This window comes from Pseudomonas edaphica (assembly GCF_965277385.1).
GTDB classification, from domain to species: Bacteria; Pseudomonadota; Gammaproteobacteria; order Pseudomonadales; family Pseudomonadaceae; genus Aquipseudomonas; species Aquipseudomonas edaphica.
The window spans coordinates 3,917,312-3,935,145 of sequence record NZ_OZ255725.1 but is presented as its reverse complement, the minus strand read 5'-3'; the positions used below and the strand labels follow the sequence as shown (position 1 = coordinate 3,935,145).

The 17,834-nt window shown below is 54.1% G+C and carries 31 protein-coding genes; all 31 read right to left on the bottom strand.

Annotated elements, in window-relative coordinates; genetic code table 11:
* Position 1: 1 nt before the first annotated feature.
* The 31 genes from ACQY47_RS17865 to rpsL all read right to left on the bottom strand — a co-directional run bounded on the left by ACQY47_RS17865 (position 2) and on the right by rpsL (position 17,754).
* Entirely contained in the window at positions 2-1,003 is a 1,002-nt protein-coding gene (locus ACQY47_RS17865) for a DNA-directed RNA polymerase subunit alpha (protein WP_003176403.1), read from the bottom strand.
* 22 nt (positions 1,004-1,025) lie between these two features.
* Positions 1,026-1,646 carry a 30S ribosomal protein S4 gene (gene rpsD / locus ACQY47_RS17860; RefSeq protein WP_003210056.1) on the bottom strand — a complete coding sequence of 207 codons (621 nt, stop codon included), beginning with the start codon at positions 1,644-1,646 and terminating at the stop codon, positions 1,026-1,028.
* A gap of 18 nt (positions 1,647-1,664) precedes the next feature.
* Complete coding sequence (rpsK, locus tag ACQY47_RS17855; protein WP_002555466.1) at positions 1,665-2,054, bottom strand: 30S ribosomal protein S11; 390 nt, start codon at positions 2,052-2,054, stop codon at positions 1,665-1,667.
* Positions 2,055-2,084: 30 nt separating this feature from the next.
* On the bottom strand, positions 2,085-2,441 hold the full coding sequence (gene rpsM, locus ACQY47_RS17850; RefSeq protein WP_003210063.1) for a 30S ribosomal protein S13: 357 nt from the start codon (positions 2,439-2,441) through the stop codon (positions 2,085-2,087).
* A gap of 129 nt (positions 2,442-2,570) precedes the next feature.
* Positions 2,571-2,687: a 50S ribosomal protein L36 gene (gene rpmJ, locus ACQY47_RS17845; RefSeq protein WP_002555468.1), complete on the bottom strand. Its 117-nt coding sequence runs from the start codon at positions 2,685-2,687 to the stop codon at positions 2,571-2,573.
* Positions 2,688-2,715: 28 nt separating this feature from the next.
* Entirely contained in the window at positions 2,716-4,044 is a 1,329-nt protein-coding gene (secY, locus tag ACQY47_RS17840) for a preprotein translocase subunit SecY (RefSeq protein ID WP_017135965.1), read from the bottom strand.
* Positions 4,045-4,482, bottom strand: a complete 438-nt coding sequence (gene rplO, locus ACQY47_RS17835) for a 50S ribosomal protein L15 (RefSeq protein ID WP_003176407.1) — start codon at positions 4,480-4,482, stop codon at positions 4,045-4,047. It abuts the gene before it with no gap.
* Positions 4,483-4,485: 3 nt separating this feature from the next.
* The gene (gene rpmD, locus ACQY47_RS17830; protein ID WP_003176408.1) at positions 4,486-4,662 is read right to left on the bottom strand and encodes a 50S ribosomal protein L30; all 177 of its coding nucleotides are present in this window, start codon (positions 4,660-4,662) and stop codon (positions 4,486-4,488) included.
* Between the two features lie 2 nt (positions 4,663-4,664).
* The gene (rpsE, locus tag ACQY47_RS17825) at positions 4,665-5,165 is read right to left on the bottom strand and encodes a 30S ribosomal protein S5 (RefSeq protein WP_003176409.1); all 501 of its coding nucleotides are present in this window, start codon (positions 5,163-5,165) and stop codon (positions 4,665-4,667) included.
* A gap of 3 nt (positions 5,166-5,168) precedes the next feature.
* On the bottom strand, positions 5,169-5,519 hold the full coding sequence (gene rplR / locus ACQY47_RS17820; protein WP_017135964.1) for a 50S ribosomal protein L18: 351 nt from the start codon (positions 5,517-5,519) through the stop codon (positions 5,169-5,171).
* A gap of 10 nt (positions 5,520-5,529) precedes the next feature.
* Positions 5,530-6,063 (bottom strand): 50S ribosomal protein L6, encoded by a 534-nt coding sequence (gene rplF, locus ACQY47_RS17815; RefSeq protein WP_003176412.1) that lies wholly within the window; start codon positions 6,061-6,063, stop codon positions 5,530-5,532.
* A 12-nt stretch (positions 6,064-6,075) separates the two neighbouring features.
* A complete protein-coding gene (rpsH, locus tag ACQY47_RS17810; protein WP_010566853.1) occupies positions 6,076-6,468 on the bottom strand; it encodes a 30S ribosomal protein S8 in 393 nt (130 codons plus the stop codon).
* Between the two features lie 208 nt (positions 6,469-6,676).
* A complete protein-coding gene (gene rpsN / locus ACQY47_RS17805; RefSeq protein ID WP_003176414.1) occupies positions 6,677-6,982 on the bottom strand; it encodes a 30S ribosomal protein S14 in 306 nt (101 codons plus the stop codon).
* A gap of 13 nt (positions 6,983-6,995) precedes the next feature.
* Positions 6,996-7,535 carry a 50S ribosomal protein L5 gene (gene rplE / locus ACQY47_RS17800; protein WP_003176415.1) on the bottom strand — a complete coding sequence of 180 codons (540 nt, stop codon included), beginning with the start codon at positions 7,533-7,535 and terminating at the stop codon, positions 6,996-6,998.
* 20 nt (positions 7,536-7,555) lie between these two features.
* Complete coding sequence (rplX, locus tag ACQY47_RS17795) at positions 7,556-7,870, bottom strand: 50S ribosomal protein L24 (RefSeq protein WP_003176416.1); 315 nt, start codon at positions 7,868-7,870, stop codon at positions 7,556-7,558.
* A gap of 11 nt (positions 7,871-7,881) precedes the next feature.
* Positions 7,882-8,250, bottom strand: coding sequence for a 50S ribosomal protein L14 (gene rplN, locus ACQY47_RS17790; protein ID WP_002555479.1), 369 nt, complete (start codon positions 8,248-8,250; stop codon positions 7,882-7,884).
* A gap of 23 nt (positions 8,251-8,273) precedes the next feature.
* A complete protein-coding gene (gene rpsQ, locus ACQY47_RS17785; RefSeq protein WP_003176419.1) occupies positions 8,274-8,540 on the bottom strand; it encodes a 30S ribosomal protein S17 in 267 nt (88 codons plus the stop codon).
* A 2-nt stretch (positions 8,541-8,542) separates the two neighbouring features.
* Positions 8,543-8,734 (bottom strand): 50S ribosomal protein L29, encoded by a 192-nt coding sequence (rpmC, locus tag ACQY47_RS17780; RefSeq protein ID WP_002555481.1) that lies wholly within the window; start codon positions 8,732-8,734, stop codon positions 8,543-8,545.
* Positions 8,734-9,147, bottom strand: coding sequence for a 50S ribosomal protein L16 (gene rplP / locus ACQY47_RS17775; RefSeq protein WP_003232424.1), 414 nt, complete (start codon positions 9,145-9,147; stop codon positions 8,734-8,736). Before rplP ends, rpmC begins: the two co-directional genes overlap by 1 nt.
* A 12-nt stretch (positions 9,148-9,159) precedes the next feature.
* Complete coding sequence (rpsC, locus tag ACQY47_RS17770) at positions 9,160-9,846, bottom strand: 30S ribosomal protein S3 (protein WP_003176422.1); 687 nt, start codon at positions 9,844-9,846, stop codon at positions 9,160-9,162.
* Positions 9,847-9,859: 13 nt separating this feature from the next.
* The gene (rplV, locus tag ACQY47_RS17765; protein ID WP_003103908.1) at positions 9,860-10,192 is read right to left on the bottom strand and encodes a 50S ribosomal protein L22; all 333 of its coding nucleotides are present in this window, start codon (positions 10,190-10,192) and stop codon (positions 9,860-9,862) included.
* An 11-nt stretch (positions 10,193-10,203) separates the two neighbouring features.
* Entirely contained in the window at positions 10,204-10,479 is a 276-nt protein-coding gene (gene rpsS, locus ACQY47_RS17760; protein ID WP_002555486.1) for a 30S ribosomal protein S19, read from the bottom strand.
* A gap of 16 nt (positions 10,480-10,495) precedes the next feature.
* Positions 10,496-11,320, bottom strand: coding sequence for a 50S ribosomal protein L2 (gene rplB / locus ACQY47_RS17755; protein ID WP_003176423.1), 825 nt, complete (start codon positions 11,318-11,320; stop codon positions 10,496-10,498).
* Positions 11,321-11,334: 14 nt separating this feature from the next.
* A complete protein-coding gene (gene rplW, locus ACQY47_RS17750) occupies positions 11,335-11,634 on the bottom strand; it encodes a 50S ribosomal protein L23 (RefSeq protein WP_002555488.1) in 300 nt (99 codons plus the stop codon).
* Positions 11,631-12,233, bottom strand: coding sequence for a 50S ribosomal protein L4 (gene rplD / locus ACQY47_RS17745; RefSeq protein ID WP_017135963.1), 603 nt, complete (start codon positions 12,231-12,233; stop codon positions 11,631-11,633). The genes rplW and rplD overlap by 4 nt, the downstream gene beginning before the upstream one ends.
* A 12-nt stretch (positions 12,234-12,245) precedes the next feature.
* Positions 12,246-12,881 carry a 50S ribosomal protein L3 gene (rplC, locus tag ACQY47_RS17740; protein ID WP_003194649.1) on the bottom strand — a complete coding sequence of 212 codons (636 nt, stop codon included), beginning with the start codon at positions 12,879-12,881 and terminating at the stop codon, positions 12,246-12,248.
* Positions 12,882-12,962: 81 nt separating this feature from the next.
* On the bottom strand, positions 12,963-13,274 hold the full coding sequence (rpsJ, locus tag ACQY47_RS17735; protein WP_003186070.1) for a 30S ribosomal protein S10: 312 nt from the start codon (positions 13,272-13,274) through the stop codon (positions 12,963-12,965).
* Positions 13,275-13,433: 159 nt separating this feature from the next.
* The gene (tuf, locus tag ACQY47_RS17730) at positions 13,434-14,627 is read right to left on the bottom strand and encodes an elongation factor Tu (protein WP_003176426.1); all 1,194 of its coding nucleotides are present in this window, start codon (positions 14,625-14,627) and stop codon (positions 13,434-13,436) included.
* 30 nt (positions 14,628-14,657) lie between these two features.
* Complete coding sequence (fusA, locus tag ACQY47_RS17725; protein ID WP_010206921.1) at positions 14,658-16,763, bottom strand: elongation factor G; 2,106 nt, start codon at positions 16,761-16,763, stop codon at positions 14,658-14,660.
* Positions 16,764-16,793: 30 nt separating this feature from the next.
* Positions 16,794-17,264, bottom strand: a complete 471-nt coding sequence (gene rpsG / locus ACQY47_RS17720) for a 30S ribosomal protein S7 (RefSeq protein WP_002555493.1) — start codon at positions 17,262-17,264, stop codon at positions 16,794-16,796.
* 118 nt (positions 17,265-17,382) lie between these two features.
* Positions 17,383-17,754, bottom strand: coding sequence for a 30S ribosomal protein S12 (gene rpsL, locus ACQY47_RS17715; RefSeq protein WP_002555494.1), 372 nt, complete (start codon positions 17,752-17,754; stop codon positions 17,383-17,385).
* Positions 17,755-17,834 lie beyond the last annotated feature (80 nt).

The window sequence follows — 17,834 nt, the reverse complement described above, 5'->3', positions numbered from 1 at the left end:
ATCAGGCAGTCGCCTTGTCGTCCTTCTTAAGACTTGCAGGCGGCCAGTTGTCGAGGCGCATGCCGAGGGACAGACCGCGGGAGGCCAGAACGTCCTTGATTTCAGTCAAGGATTTCTTGCCCAGGTTCGGAGTCTTCAACAGTTCTACTTCGGTACGCTGAATCAGGTCGCCGATGTAGTAAATGTTTTCCGCCTTAAGGCAGTTAGCCGAACGTACAGTCAGTTCCAGATCGTCAACCGGGCGAAGCAGGATCGGATCGATCTCGTCTTCCTGCTCGATTACCACTGGTTCGCTGTCACCTTTGAGGTCGACGAACGCAGCCAACTGCTGTTGCAGAATGGTTGCAGCGCGGCGGATAGCCTCTTCAGGATCCAGAGTACCGTTGGTTTCCAGATCAATAACCAGCTTGTCCAGGTTAGTACGCTGCTCGACACGGGCGTTTTCCACCACGTATGCGATACGGCGAACCGGGCTGAACGAAGAGTCAAGCTGCAAGCGACCAATGCTGCGGCTTTCGTCTTCATCGCTCTGACGCGAGTCGGCCGGTTCATAACCACGACCACGAGCTACAGTGAGCTTCATGTTCAGGGCGCCGTTAGACGCCAGGTTAGCGATTACGTGATCGGGATTAACGATCTCGACATCATGATCCAGCTGAATATCGGCAGCGGTAACCACCCCCGAACCCTTCTTCGACAAGGTCAGCGTAACTTCGTCACGGCCGTGCAGCTTGATAGCCAGACCTTTAAGGTTCAACAGGATTTCAATTACGTCTTCCTGTACACCTTCGATGGCGCTGTACTCGTGGAGCACACCGTCAATCTCGGCCTCGACTACTGCACAGCCGGGCATTGAGGACAACAGGATGCGGCGCAGCGCGTTGCCCAGGGTGTGGCCAAAACCACGCTCGAGAGGCTCGAGAGTGATCTTGGCGCGGGTTGGACTGACAACCTGCACATCAATGTGGCGGGGTGTCAGGAACTCATTTACCGAAATCTGCATGGATGCACCTATTTTCTAGCCCTTACTTGGAGTAGAGCTCGACAATCAGGCTTTCGTTGATGTCGGCGGACAGATCACTGCGAGCAGGAACGTTCTTGAAAACGCCCGACTTCTTCTCAGTGTCTACTTCTACCCATTCTACGCGGCCACGTTGGGCACACAGATCGAGAGCTTGGACAATGCGAAGTTGGTTTTTTGCTTTCTCGCGAATCGCGACCACGTCACCAGCACGAACCTGGTAGGACGGAACGTTAACGGTTTGGCCGTTTACGCTGACGGATTTGTGCGATACCAGCTGACGGGATTCGGCACGAGTCGAACCAAAGCCCATACGGTATACAACGTTGTCCAGACGGCATTCGAGCAGTTGCAGCAGGTTTTCACCGGTTGCACCTTTCTTGCCAGCAGCTTCTTTGTAGTAGCCGCTGAACTGACGCTCGAGAACGCCGTAAATACGACGGACCTTCTGCTTTTCACGCAGTTGGGTGCCGTAATCGGACTGGCGACCGCGGCGTTGGCCGTGGATACCAGGTGCTGCTTCAATGTTGCACTTCGATTCGATCGCGCGCACGCCGCTCTTCAAGAAGAGATCGGTGCCTTCGCGACGAGCGAGTTTGCATTTTGGACCAATGTAACGAGCCATTCTTTACAATCTCCTGGATTACACGCGGCGCTTCTTCGGCGGACGGCACCCGTTGTGCGGGATTGGCGTCACGTCGGTGATGCTGGCGATCTTATAGCCACAGCCGTTCAAAGCACGGACAGCAGACTCACGACCTGGACCTGGACCTTTGACGTTAACGTCGAGGTTTTTCAGGCCGTATTCCAGCGCAGCTTGACCAGCACGTTCAGCAGCTACTTGAGCAGCAAACGGGGTGGACTTGCGGGAACCGCGGAAACCCGAACCACCAGAGGTAGCCCAAGACAGCGCGTTACCTTGACGGTCGGTGATGGTCACGATGGTGTTGTTAAAAGATGCATGGATGTGGGCGATGCCATCAACCACTGTCTTTTTAACTTTTTTACGAGGACGAGCAGCAGGTTTTGCCATGATAATTTTCCTGTCGATTCGCGTGGGCGATTACTTGCGGATCGGCTTACGCGGACCTTTACGGGTACGCGCGTTAGTCTTGGTACGCTGACCGCGTACTGGAAGACCACGACGATGACGCAGACCACGGTAGCAACCGAGGTCCATCAAACGCTTGATTTTCATGTTGATTTCGCGACGCAGGTCACCTTCAGTGGTGAACTTCGCCACTTCGCCACGCAACAGCTCAATCTGCTCGTCGCTCAGATCTTTGATCTTTGCGGCTGGGTTTACCCCAGTGTCTGCGCAAATTTTCTGCGCAGTAGTGCGACCAACACCATAGATGTAGGTCAGCGAGATAACAGTGTGCTTGTTATCTGGAATGTTAACGCCTGCAATACGGGCCATTCAGTGGGACTCCAATTGACAGCTACCTACGCCCCGGAAGCCAAGAAATAGGGCGCGAGATAATATCGCTGTAATAACAAATAATCAACCCGGCAGCGCACTAGCTGCCGGGCTTCAAGCGGATCACACTCAGCCTTGGCGCTGTTTGTGACGCGGTTCCGCGCTGCAAATTACTCGAACAACACCTTCGCGGCGAATAATCTTGCAGTTACGGCACAGCTTTTTCACCGATGCACGAACTTTCATCACCAACTCCTCGAACCTTATGGGGTACTCAGCGCAACATGCCGCTGCCGTAGCCCTTCAGGTTGGCTTTCTTCATCAGGGATTCGTACTGGTGCGAAACGAGGTGCGATTGTACTTGGGACATGAAGTCCATCACAACCACGACCACGATCAGCAACGAGGTCCCGCCAAGGTAGAACGGAACGTTTGCTGCAACCACCAGGAACTGGGGAAGCAAGCACACGGCCGTCATATATAGAGCACCGAACAGGGTCAAACGAGTCAGAACGCCATCAATGTAGCGTGCCGACTGCTCACCTGGACGGATACCCGGAATAAAGGCACCGGACTTCTTCAGGTTTTCCGCTACGTCTTTCGGATTGAACATCAACGCCGTATAGAAGAAGCAGAAGAAAATAATCCCTGCACTAAACAGCAGAATATTCAACGGCTGACCAGGAGCGATCGACTGAGAGAGGTCCTGCAGCCAGCCCATATTTTCAGACTGACCAAACCAGGTACCCAACGAAGCCGGAAACAGCAAAATGCTGCTCGCGAAAATTGCCGGAATAACACCGGCCATATTCACTTTCAGCGGCAAGTGGCTGGTCTGCGCAGCAAACACCTTACGGCCCTGCTGACGCTTGGCGTAGTGAACAGCAATACGACGCTGGCCACGCTCAATGAACACCACAAAACCGATAATCGCTACTGCCAGCACACCGATGGCAACCAGGGCGAAGATATTGATATCACCCTGACGTGCAGACTCGAAAGACTGCCCGATTGCTCTCGGAAGACCGGCGACGATACCTGCGAAAATCAACATCGAGATACCGTTGCCAACACCACGCTCAGTAATCTGCTCACCCAGCCACATCATGAACATCGCGCCAGCCACAAACGTGGATACCGCGACGAAATAGAAGCCAAAGTCACCAGTGAACGCAACGCCCTGCCCCGCCAGGCCAACGGACATGCCGATAGCTTGAACCAGGGCGAGAACGACAGTGCCGTAGCGGGTGTACTGGCTAATCTTGCGACGGCCAGCTTCACCTTCCTTCTTCAACTGCTCCAGCTGCGGGCTCACGGCGGTCATCAACTGCATGATGATCGATGCCGAAATGTACGGCATGATCCCCAATGCAAAGATGCTCATCCGTTCCAGCGCGCCGCCGGAAAACATGTTGAACAAGCTAAGAATGGTCCCCTCATTCTGTCGAAACAGGTCTGCGAGTCGGTCCGGGTTGATACCTGGAACCGGGATGTGTGCGCCTATTCGGTAGACGATAATCGCCAGGAACAGAAAACGCAGACGAGCCCAAAGTTCAGACATACCGCCTTTGCCGAGCGCTGAGAGAGCACCTTGCTTAGCCATTTATTCCTCGAACTTGCCGCCAGCTGCTTCGATAGCCGAACGCGCACCTTTGGTGGCGCCGATTCCCTTGCCGATAGTGACAGCGCGAGTCACTTCACCGGACAACATGATTTTCACACGTTGTACGTTGACGTTGATCACGTTGGCATCTTTCAGGGTCTGCACAGTAACGATGTCGCCTTCCACTTTAGCCAGCTCGGACAGACGCACTTCTGCGCGATCCATGGCTTTCAGGGATACGAAACCGAACTTAGGCAGGCGACGATGCAGCGGCTGTTGACCGCCTTCAAAGCCAGGAGCAATGGTGCCACCGGAGCGGGAGGTTTGACCTTTGTGGCCACGGCCACCAGTCTTACCCAAACCGCTACCGATACCACGGCCCGGACGATGCTTTTCGCGACGGGAACCCGGCGCTGGACTCAGATCATTGAGTTTCATCGATTAACCCTCTACACGCAGCATGTAGTAAGCCTTGTTGATCATCCCGCGATTCTCGGGAGTATCCTGGACTTCTACAGTGTGACCGATGCGACGCAGACCCAAACCTTTAACACACAGTTTGTGGTTAGGGATGCGGCCGGTCATGCTTTTGATCAGCGTTACTTTAACGGTAGCCATGATCAGAAGATCTCCTTGACAGTCAGACCACGCTTGGCAGCGATGGACTCAGGAGATTGCATAGCTTTCAAACCCTTGAAAGTGGCGTGAACCACGTTTACCGGGTTAGTCGAGCCGTAGCACTTGGCCAGAACGTTCTGAACGCCAGCAACCTCGAGGACAGCACGCATAGCGCCGCCAGCGATGATACCGGTACCTTCAGAAGCGGGCTGCATGTACACCTTCGAAGCGCCGTGAGCGGACTTCATTGCGTACTGCAGCGTGGTGCCGTTCAGATCAACTTGGATCATGTTGCGACGAGCAGCTTCCATTGCCTTCTGGATCGCGGCAGGCACTTCACGTGACTTGCCACGGCCGAAGCCAACACGCCCTTTACCATCACCTACCACGGTCAACGCGGTGAAAGTGAAGATACGGCCGCCTTTAACGGTTTTGGCTACGCGGTTAACTTGAACCAGCTTCTCAATGTAGCCTTCGTCGCGCTTTTGGTCGTTATTTGACATAACTTAGAACTCCAGCCCAGCTTCACGAGCAGCATCAGCCAGCGCTTTCACGCGACCGTGGTACTTGAAGCCAGAGCGGTCGAAAGCCACTTGCGAGACGCCCACGGCCTTAGCACGTGTAGCGACCAGCTGGCCAACCTTTGTGGCCGCGTCGATGTTGCCGGTGGCACCATCACGCAGTTCTTTATCCAAAGTCGAGGCGCTGGCCAGGACTTTGTTGCCGTCGGCCGAGATGACCTGGGCGTAGATGTGCTGCGACGAGCGGTACACGCAGAGACGCACGACTTCGAGTTCGTGCATTTTCAGGCGTGCTTTGCGAGCGCGACGCAGTCGAGTAACTTTTTTGTCGGTCATTTGCTATGCCCTACTTCTTCTTGGCTTCTTTACGACGGACGACTTCGTCCGCGTAGCGCACACCTTTGCCTTTGTACGGCTCTGGTGGACGGAAGTCGCGGATCTCAGCGGCCACCTGACCTACCAGCTGCTTATCAATACCCTTGATCAGGATATCGGTTTGGCTAGGGGTCTCAGCGGTGATGCCTTCCGGCAGTTCGTAATCCACTGGGTGCGAGAAGCCAAGGGCCAGGTTCAAAACCGTGCCTTTTGCTTGCGCTTTGTAACCAACACCGACCAGCTGGAGCTTACGCTCGAAGCCTTGGCTTACGCCTTGGACCATGTTGTTTACCAACGCACGCGTGGTACCGGCCATTGCGCGAGTTTGTTGATCGCCATTGCGAGCAGCGAAACGCAGCTCACCAGCTTCTTCAACGATCTCAACGGACGAATGGATGTTCAGTTCAAGAGTGCCCTTGGCACCCTTCACCGAAAGCTGTTGGCCTGCGAATTTTACTTCGACACCGGCTGGCAGCTTAACGGGGTTCTTAGCGACGCGAGACATGCTTATCCCCCCTTAGAACACAGTGCAAAGAACTTCGCCGCCGACACCGGCAGCGCGCGCAGCACGATCCGTCATCACACCTTTGTTGGTGGAGACGATAGACACGCCCAGACCGCCACGAACTTTCGGCAGATCTTCAGCGGACTTGTACTGACGCAGGCCTGGACGGCTAACGCGCTTCACTTCTTCAATGACCGAACGGCCTTCGAAGTACTTCAGCTCGATGGACAGCAGTGGCTTGGTTTCGCTGCTGATCTGATAACCCGCAATGTAGCCTTCGTCTTTCAGGACTTTGGCAACAGCTACCTTCAACTTGGAAGATGGCATGCTTACGACGGACTTTTCAGCCATCTGGGCATTACGGATACGAGTTAGCATGTCCGCTAACGGGTCCTGCATACTCATGGGCTAGACGCTCCTAATACAAAAAAATTAGCCTTGCGGCTACATATGTCGCCGAGAATCTCCGGCCATAAAAAACACGGGCTCAGGCGAGCCGCGTATTTTAGACATACTCCGGAAATGAAACAAGCCCCAAAAGGGGCTTGATCCAGATTCAAGGTCACCGGCGGTCAGTATCTTGCGATTCTGCCCACCTGGACGTTGAAAGTACTTACCAGCTGGCTTTAACCAGACCTGGTACGTCACCACGCATTGCCGCTTCACGCAGTTTGTTACGGCCGAGGCCGAACTTGCGGTAAACGCCGTGTGGACGACCGGTCAGGCGGCAGCGGTTACGCATGCGCGAAGCGCTTGCGTCACGTGGCTGCTTCTGCAGAGCAACTGTAGCTTCCCAGCGCGCTTCTGGACTTGCGTTCAGATCAACGATGATTGCTTTCAGTGCTGCACGCTTCTTGGCGTACTTGGCAACCGTGAGCTGACGCTTCAGCTCGCGGTTTTTCATGCTCATCTTGGCCATGGTCCTACTCCAATCAGTTGCGGAACGGGAATTTGAAAGCACGCAACAGGGCGCGACCTTCATCATCGTTCTTGGCAGTGGTGGTCAGGGTGATGTCCAGACCGCGGAGAGCATCGATCTTGTCGTAGTCGATTTCCGGGAAGATGATCTGCTCTTTCACGCCCATGCTGTAGTTACCACGACCATCGAAGGACTTGGCATTCAGGCCGCGGAAGTCGCGAACCCGAGGCAGGGAGATCGACAGCAGACGATCCAGGAATTCATACATACGCTCACGGCGCAGAGTCACTTTGACGCCGATCGGCCAACCTTCACGGACTTTAAAGCCAGCGATGGATTTCCGAGCGTAAGTCACAACGACTTTTTGACCGGTGATCTTTTCCAGGTCAGCAACAGCGTGCTCGATGACTTTTTTGTCACCGACCGCTTCGCCCAGACCCATGTTCAGGGTGATTTTGGTAACGCGTGGAACTTCCATCACGTTCGAAAGCTTAAGTTCTTCCTTAAGTTTCGGTGCGATTTCTTTCCAGTAAATCTCTTTTAGTCGTGCCATGGTCTTCTACCTAGCAGTGTTCAAGCATCAACCGCTTTTTGGGTCGACTTGAAGACACGAATTTTCTTGCCGTCTTCTACTTTGAAACCAACGCGGTCAGCCTTGTTGGTTTCGCCGTTGAAAATGGCGACGTTAGAAGCGTCCAGTGGAGCTTCTTTTTCGACGATACCGCCTTGTACGCCCGACATCGGGTTAGGCTTGGTATGACGCTTAACCAGGTTCAGACCGCCGATAACCAGACGGTTATTAGCGAGAACCTTAAGCACCTTACCGCGCTTACCTTTGTCTTTGCCGGCGATCACGATGATCTCGTCGTCACGACGAATCTTTTGCATGTCGGATCTCCTTACAGCACTTCTGGGGCGAGCGAGACGATCTTCATGAACTTCTCAGTACGAAGTTCACGGGTCACTGGCCCAAAGATACGGGTGCCGATCGGCTCTTGCTTGTTGTTCAGAAGAACAGCAGCGTTGCCATCAAAGCGGATAATGGAGCCATCAGCACGGCGTACGCCGTGACGAGTGCGGACTACAACAGCAGTCATCACTTGGCCTTTTTTCACTTTACCGCGAGGAATTGCTTCCTTCACGGTAACTTTGATGATGTCACCGATACCAGCGTAACGACGATGGGAGCCACCCAGCACCTTGATGCACATAACACGGCGAGCGCCGCTGTTATCGGCCACATCGAGCATGGATTGAGTCTGAATCATATAATTTCTCCGACCCCTAGTCCTTAGACTTCCACAGCGCGTTCGAGAACATCAACCAGTGCCCAAGACTTGGTCTTGGCCAGCGGACGAGTTTCACGAATAGTGACTTTGTCGCCGATGTGGCACTGGTTGGTTTCGTCGTGCGCGTGCAGCTTAGTCGAACGCTTAACATATTTACCGTAGATCGGGTGCTTAACGCGACGCTCGATCAGTACGGTGATGGTTTTGTCCATCTTGTCGCTGACAACACGGCCAGTCAGCGTACGGACAGTCTTTTCGGCTTCAGCCATGATCACTTACCTGCCTGCTGGTTGAGCACAGTCTTCACGCGAGCGATGTCACGCTTAACTTGCGAGAGCAGATGAGACTGCCCCAACTGGCCAGTTGCTTTCTGCATACGCAGATTGAACTGGTCGCGCAGCAGGCCGAGCAGTTGCTCGTTCAGCTGCTGTGCGGATTTTTCACGAAGTTCATTCGCTTTCATCACATCACCGTCCGTTTAACAAAGGCGGTGGCGAGCGGCAGCTTTGCAGCAGCCAGGGCAAAAGCCTCACGCGCCAGCTCTTCAGTTACACCCTCGATTTCATACAGGACTTTGCCTGGCTGAATCTGGGCTACCCAGTATTCCACGTTACCCTTACCTTTACCCATCCGAACCTCGAGAGGCTTTTTGGAGATCGGCTTGTCCGGGAATACACGGATCCAGATCTTGCCGCCACGTTTAACGTGACGGGTCAGTGCACGACGCGCTGACTCGATCTGACGAGCGGTGAGACGACCACGAGCTACAGACTTCAGCGCGAACTCGCCGAAGCTGACTTTGCTACCGCGCTGAGCCAGACCACGGTTGTGGCCTGTCATCTGCTTGCGGAACTTCGTACGCTTAGGTTGCAACATTTGGCGTACCCCTTACTTAGCAGCTTTTTTACGAGGCGCTGGTGCTTGTGGTTTCAGTTCTTCTTGGCGACCACCAATTACTTCGCCCTTGAAGATCCAAACCTTTACACCGATCACACCGTAAGTGGTGTGAGCTTCGTAGTTGGCATAGTCGATGTCGGCACGCAGGGTGTGCAGTGGCACACGACCTTCGCGATACCATTCAGTACGTGCGATTTCAGCACCGCCGAGACGACCGCTCACTTGGATTTTGATGCCTTTGGCACCAATGCGCATGGCGTTCTGTACAGCGCGCTTCATAGCGCGACGGAACATTACACGACGCTCCAGCTGCTGAGCTACGCTCTGCGCAACCAGCATACCGTCGAGCTCCGGCTTACGGATCTCTTCGATATTGATGTGCACAGGCACACCCATTTGCTTGGTCAGGTCCTGACGCAGTTTCTCAACATCTTCACCTTTCTTCCCGATAACGATACCTGGACGAGCGGTGTGGATGGTGATACGTGCAGTTTGTGCCGGACGATGGATATCGATACGGCTTACGGACGCGCTTTTTAGTTTGTCTTGGAGATACTCACGCACCTTCAGATCAGCGAACAAATAGTCCGCATAAGTCCGACCGTCTGCGTACCAGACGGAGGTGTGCTCCTTGACGATTCCCAGGCGAATGCCAATGGGATGTACTTTCTGACCCATCTCTTCGACTCCGTTACTTGTCAGCAACCTTGACAGTGATATGGCAAGACCGCTTGACGATGCGATCAGCACGGCCTTTGGCACGTGGCATGATGCGCTTCAGCGAACGCCCTTCGTTGACGAAAACGGTACTGACCTTAAGGTCATCAACGTCTGCGCCTTCGTTATGCTCGGCGTTGGCTACGGCCGACTCCAGCACTTTCTTCATGATCTCGGCGGCTTTCTTACTGCTGAAAGCCAACAGGTTGAGCGCTTCGCCCACCTTCTTCCCGCGGATCTGGTCGGCGACCAAGCGGGCTTTCTGGGCGGAGATTCGAGCGCCCGACAACTTAGCGGCTACTTCCATTTCCTAACCCCTTAACGCTTGGCTTTCTTGTCTGCCACGTGCCCACGATAAGTGCGGGTACCGGCAAACTCGCCCAGTTTGTGGCCGACCATGTCTTCGTTAACGAGAACTGGGACGTGTTGGCGACCGTTGTGTACTGCGATGGTCAGACCGACCATTTGTGGCAGGATCATCGAACGACGCGACCAGGTCTTAACTGGTTTGCGATCGTTCTTTTCCGCCGCCACTTCGATCTTCTTCAGTAGGTGAAGATCAATAAAAGGACCTTTTTTCAGAGAACGTGGCACTGTCGTATCCCTCTATTTACTTGCGACGACGGACGATCATTTTGTCGGTACGCTTATTACCACGAGTCTTCGCGCCCTTAGTCGGGAAGCCCCATGGCGATACCGGATGACGACCACCAGAGGTACGACCTTCACCACCACCGTGTGGGTGGTCAACCGGGTTCATGGCAACACCACGAACGGTTGGGCGAACGCCACGCCAGCGTTTGGCACCAGCTTTACCCAGCGAACGCAGGCTGTGCTCGGAGTTCGAGACTTCGCCCAAGGTCGCGCGGCATTCAGCCAGCACTTTACGCATCTCACCAGAACGCAGACGCAGGGTCACGTAGACACCTTCACGAGCGATCAGCTGAGCCGAAGCACCAGCGGAACGAGCGATTTGCGCGCCTTTACCTGGCTTCAATTCGATGCCGTGTACGGTGCTACCAACTGGAATGTTACGCAGTTGCAGAGCGTTGCCCGGCTTGATCGGTGCCAAAGCACCTGCGATCAGCTGGTCACCAGCACTCACGCCTTTAGGGGCGATGATGTAGCGACGCTCGCCATCTGCGTACAGCAGCAGAGCGATGTGAGCAGTACGGTTTGGATCGTATTCGATACGCTCGACAGTGGCAGAGATGCCATCTTTGTCGTTGCGGCGGAAATCGACCAGACGATAATGCTGCTTATGGCCACCACCGATGTGACGAGTGGTAATACGACCATTGTTGTTACGACCACCAGTCTTCGATTTTTTCTCGAGCAGCGGTGCGTGAGGAGCGCCTTTATGCAGCTCCTGGTTGACCACCTTGACCACAAAACGGCGGCCAGGGGAAGTCGGTTTGCATTTAACGATTGCCATGATGCACCCCTTCCTTACTCAGCACTGCTGCTGAAATCGAGATCTTGGCCTGGCTGAAGGGAGATAACTGCCTTCTTCCAGTCATTACGCTTGCCCAGACCGCGAGCAGTGCGCTTGCTCTTACCCAGAACATTCAGGGTAGTAACACGCTCTACTTTCACGCTGAACAGGCTTTCGACGGCCTTCTTGATTTCCAGCTTGGTTGCGTCAGTTGCAACCTTGAAAACGAACTGGCCTTTCTTGTCAGCCAGAACCGTAGCCTTTTCGGAAACGTGCGGGCCAAGCAGAACTTTAAATACGCGTTCCTGGTTCATCCCAGCAGCTCCTCGAATTTCTTCACGGCCGACACGGTGATCAACACCTTGTCGTATGCGATCAGACTAACTGGATCGGAACCTTGCACGTCACGTACATCAACGTGTGGCAGGTTGCGAGCAGCCAGGTACAGGTTCTGATCAACAGCTTCCGACACGATCAAAACGTCGGTCAGGCTCATGTTGTTCAGTTTGCCCAGCAGATCTTTGGTTTTTGGACTTTCAACAGCGAAGTCTTGAACCACGACCAGACGATCAGTACGCACGAGTTCAGCAAGGATGGAGCGCAGTGCTGCGCGATACATCTTCTTGTTGAGCTTCTGAGTGTGATCCTGTGGACGAGCTGCGAAAGTGGTACCGCCGCCACGCCAGATTGGGCTACGGATAGTACCGGCACGAGCACGGCCAGTACCTTTCTGACGCCAAGGGCGCTTACCGCCACCACGTACGTCGGAACGGGTCTTTTGCTGCTTGCTACCTTGACGGCCGCCGGCCATGTAGGCCACGACTGCTTGGTGAACCAGCGTCTCGTTGAATTCGCCGCCAAATGTCAGTTCGGAAACTTCGATCGCTTGAGCGTCATTTACATTTAATTGCATGTCAGCTTCCCCTTAACCGCGAGCCTTGGCCGCTGGACGTACAACCAGGTTGCCGCCAGTAGCGCCAGGAACAGCACCCTTGACCAACAACAGATTGCGTTCAGCGTCGACGCGCACTACTTCGAGGGACTGCACGGTCACGCGCTCAGCGCCCATATGACCGGACATTTTTTTGCCCTTGAATACACGACCAGGAGTCTGGCACTGGCCAATAGAGCCCGGGACGCGGTGGGAAACGGAGTTACCGTGAGTGTTGTCTTGGCCACGGAAATTCCAACGCTTGATCGTACCCTGGAAGCCTTTACCCTTGGACTGACCGGTTACATCAACCAGTTGACCAGCGGCGAAGATTTCAGCGTTGATCAGATCGCCAGCCTGGTAGTCGCCGTCTTCGAGACGGAACTCCATAACAGTGCGACCAGCTGCAACGTTTGCTTTAGCGAAGTGACCTGCTTGAGCAGCAGTCACGCGCGAAGCACGACGCTCGCCGACAGTGACTTGCACTGCACGATAGCCATCGGTTTCTTCAGTTTTGAACTGGGTGACGCGATTCGGCTCGATCTCAATGACCGTGACCGGAATGGAGACACCTTCTTCGGTGAAAATACGGGTCATACCGCATTTACGACCGACTACACCAATAGTCATGTTGTAAACCTCATGAGTGTACGGGGCTTTCACCCGCTATGGCCGCCCATTTCAGAGCGTTACACGACTAAGACCCAAGTCTTAGCCGAGGCTGATCTGTACTTCCACACCGGCCGCCAGATCAAGCTTCATAAGTGCATCAACGGTTTTATCCGTTGGCTGGACGATGTCCAGTACGCGCTTATGAGTACGGATCTCGTACTGGTCACGCGCGTCTTTGTTGACGTGCGGGGAGACCAGAACGGTGAACCGCTCTTTACGGGTAGGCAGTGGAATTGGACCACGCACTTGAGCACCAGTACGTTTCGCGGTTTCCACGATTTCCTGGGTGGATTGGTCGATCAGGCGATGGTCAAAAGCCTTCAACCTGATACGGATTTGCTGATTTTGCATTGGATTTCAGACTCCGGCTGCTATTCCCAGCGAGCGCAATACGCCCGTTAAAAGGAGGCGCAATTCTATAGACGGCCCTGATAGGTGTCAACCCAATAAAAAAGGCCCCCGCTGAGCGGGGGCCTTTTCAAAACATCAGAGCTATCTCAGAAGAGATAATTACTCGATGATTTTAGCTACAACGCCAGCACCAACGGTACGGCCGCCTTCACGGATTGCGAAACGCAGACCGTCTTCCATAGCGATGGTTTTGATCAGGGTGACAACCATTTTGATGTTGTCGCCTGGCATTACCATTTCTACGCCTTCCGGCAGTTCGCAGTTACCGGTTACGTCGGTAGTACGGAAGTAGAACTGTGGACGGTAGCCTTTGAAGAACGGAGTGTGACGGCCGCCTTCTTCTTTGCTCAGCACGTACACTTCAGCTTCGAACTTGGTGTGCGGCTTAACCGAACCTGGCTTAACCAGAACCTGGCCACGCTCAACGTCGTCACGCTTGGTACCACGCAGCAGAACGCCGCAGTTCTCGCCAGCACGACCTTCGTCGAGCAGTTTACGGAACATTTCAACACCGGTGCAGGTGGTGACGGTAGTGTCACGCAGACCAACGATTTCCAGTGGATCTTGAACCTTGACGATACCGCGCTCGATACGACCAGTTACAACAGTACCGCGACCAGAGATCGAGAATACGTCTTCGATTGGCATCAGGAACGGCTTGTCGATAACACGAACTGGATCTGGGATGTAGCTGTCCAGAGTCTCAACCAGTTTACGAACGGACGTGGTGCCCATTTCGTTGTCGTCTTTGCCTTCCAGAGCCATACGAGCAGAACCGATGATGATCGGAGTGTCGTCGCCTGGGAAGTCGTAAGTGCTCAGCAGATCGCGCACTTCCATCTCAACCAGTTCCAGCAGCTCAGCGTCGTCTACCAGGTCGGCCTTGTTCAGGTAAACCACGATGTACGGAACGCCTACCTGACGGGACAGCAGGATGTGCTCACGGGTTTGTGGCATCGGACCATCAGCGGCCGAGCAAACCAGGATCGCGCCGTCCATCTGGGCAGCACCGGTGATCATGTTCTTCACATAGTCAGCGTGACCTGGGCAGTCAACGTGAGCGTAGTGACGGATCAGCGAGTTGTATTCAACGTGCGCGGTGTTGATGGTGATACCACGAGCTTTTTCTTCTGGCGCGCTGTCGATTTTATCGAAATCAACGATTGCGGAACCGAATACTTCGGAGCAAACGCGAGTCAGAGCAGCAGTCAGAGTGGTTTTACCGTGGTCAACGTGACCGATGGTGCCAACGTTGACGTGCGGTAGGGAACGATCAAATTTTTCTTTAGCCACGACAATTAACTCCTTGCCTAAAGGACTGAATCAGCCTTGTTTTTTGGATACAGTTTCAGCGATGTGCGCCGGAGCTGTGTTGTATTTTTTGAATTCCATAGAGTAGCTTGCGCGACCCTGGGACATGGAGCGAACGTCGGTCGCATAACCGAACATCTCACCCAACGGAACCTCGGCGCGAATCACTTTGCCGGAAACCGTGTCTTCCATACCCAAGATCATGCCGCGACGACGGTTAAGGTCGCCCATGACATCACCCATATAGTCTTCAGGTGTAACAACTTCTACCGCCATGATTGGCTCAAGCAACTCACCACCGCCCTTCTGGGCCAGTTGCTTGGTTGCCATGGAAGCAGCCACCTTAAACGCCATCTCGTTGGAGTCGACGTCGTGGTAAGAACCGTCAAAAACGGTTGCTTTCAGGCCGATCAGCGGATAGCCGGCAACAACACCGTTCTTCATCTGCTCTTCGATACCCTTCTGGATAGCAGGGATGTATTCCTTAGGAACAACACCACCCACTACTTCGTTCACGAATTGCAGACCTTCCTGACCTTCGTCAGCAGGAGCAAAACGGATCCAGCAGTGACCGAACTGACCACGACCGCCGGACTGACGAACGAACTTGCCTTCGATTTCACAGTTCTTCGTGATGCGCTCACGATAGGAAACCTGAGGCTTACCGATGTTGGCTTCGACGTTGAACTCACGGCGCATCCGGTCAACCAGGATGTCCAGGTGCAGCTCGCCCATGCCGGAGATGATCGTTTGACCAGTCTCTTCATCAGTCTTGACGCGGAAAGATGGATCTTCCTGAGCAAGTTTGCCCAAAGCGATACCCATTTTTTCCTGGTCATCCTTGGTCTTAGGCTCTACGGCAACCGAAATAACCGGCTCCGGGAAGTCCATGCGAACCAGGATGATTGGCTTGGCAGCGTCGCACAAAGTCTCACCAGTGGTGACGTCCTTCATGCCGATCAGGGCCGCGATGTCACCAGCGCGTACTTCCTTGATCTCTTCACGGGCGTTTGCGTGCATTTGCACCATACGACCCACGCGCTCTTTCTTGCCTTTAACCGAGTTGATCACGCCGTCGCCGGATGCCAACACGCCCGAGTAAACACGGACGAAGGTCAAAGTACCCACGAATGGGTCGGTAGCGATCTTGAACGCCAGGGCCGAGAACGGCTCGCTGTCGTCTGCATGACGCTCCATTTCTTCTTCCTCGTTATCAGGGTTGGTACCCTTGATAGCAGGAATATCGGTTGGAGCAGGCAGGTAGTCGATCACAGCATCGAGAACCAGGGGAACGCCCTTGTTCTTGAACGAGGAACCGCAAACAGCCAAGACGATCTCACCAGCGATAGTACGCTGACGCAGAGCGGCCTTGATTTCCACGTTGGTGAGTTCTTCACCCTCGAGGTACTTGTTCATCAGCTCTTCGCTGGCTTCGGCCGCAGCCTCAACCATGTTGTTGCGCCACTCGTCAGCCAGTTCCTGCAGTTCTGCAGGGATAGGCTTACGAACAGGAACCATACCTTTGTCGGAGTCATTCCAGTAAACAGCTTCCATGTTGATCAGATCGATCTGACCCTGGAAGTTGTCTTCGGAACCGATTGCCAATTGAATTGGCACCGGAGTGTGACCCAGGCGCTGTTTGATCTGACCGATCACGCGCAGGAAGTTGGCACCAGCACGGTCCATCTTGTTTACGTAAACAAGACGTGGAACGCCGTACTTGTTGGCTTGACGCCATACGGTTTCCGACTGAGGCTCAACACCCGAGGTACCGCAGAACACAACGACAGCGCCGTCGAGTACGCGCAGGGAACGCTCAACTTCAATGGTGAAGTCTACGTGGCCTGGTGTATCGATTACGTTGAAGCGATGCTCGTCTTTGTACTGCTTCTCGGAACCCTTCCAGAAGGCGGTAATAGCAGCAGAAGTAATGGTAATACCACGCTCCTGCTCCTGAACCATCCAGTCTGTGGTCGCGGCGCCGTCATGCACCTCGCCCATTTTGTGACTTTTGCCGGTGTAAAACAGTACGCGCTCGGTGGTGGTGGTTTTACCAGCATCCACGTGAGCAACGATACCGATGTTACGGTAGCGGCTAATCGGAGTAGTACGAGCCATAAAGCCCTCGCAAAATTAGTGAAGCTAAGATTAGAAGCGGTAGTGCGAGAAAGCTTTGTTAGCTTCAGCCATACGGTGCACGTCTTCACGCTTCTTAACAGCAGCACCTTTACCTTCAGCGGCGTCCAACAGCTCGCCGGCCAAACGCAGAGCCATAGACTTCTCGCCGCGCTTACGGGCGAAGTCTACCAACCAGCGCATTGCCAGAGCGTTACGACGGGACGGACGAACTTCGACCGGAACCTGGTAAGTAGCACCGCCTACACGGCGCGACTTCACTTCGACCAGCGGAGCGATGGCGTCGAGAGCTTTCTCGAAGATTTCCAGGGGGTCGCTGTTCTTGCGTTCTTTAACCTTTTCCAGCGCGCCATAAACGATACGCTCGGCAACGGCTTTCTTGCCGCTTTCCATCACGTGGTTCATGAACTTGGCCAGAATTTGGCTTCCGTATTTTGGATCGTCAAGCACTTCGCGCTTGGCTGCTACGCGTCTTCTTGGCATGGATAAGCCCTCAAACGGTCTTCAGGTTCGCTCGGAATCGGTGCCCTTTCGGGACGCCTCCGACCTTACTCTTATCGACTCAGAAAATAAGATGATTCAGTTTTACAAAAAGCCGCTACTACTTAGGCTTCTTGGTACCGTACTTCGAACGACCCTGGTTACGACCTTTAACGCCGGAAGTATCCAAGGAGCCGCGTACGGTGTGGTAACGAACACCTGGCAAGTCTTTTACACGACCGCCGCGGATCAGTACCACGCTGTGCTCTTGCAGGTTGTGGCCTTCACCGCCGATGTACGAGGAAACCTCGAAACCGTTGGTCAGACGCACACGGCATACTTTACGCAGTGCCGAGTTAGGTTTTTTCGGCGTGGTGGTATACACACGAGTGCATACGCCACGACGTTGCGGGCAGTTCTGCAGCGCAGGTACGTCGGATTTCTCGACGATACGCTTACGCGGCTGACGTACCAGCTGGTTGATAGTTGCCATCTACTAGCTCCACTGTTGTCTTGCGACGCTATTGTCTTGCAAGAAAAGCAAAATGGCAGGAACGAATTCCCGCCAAATTT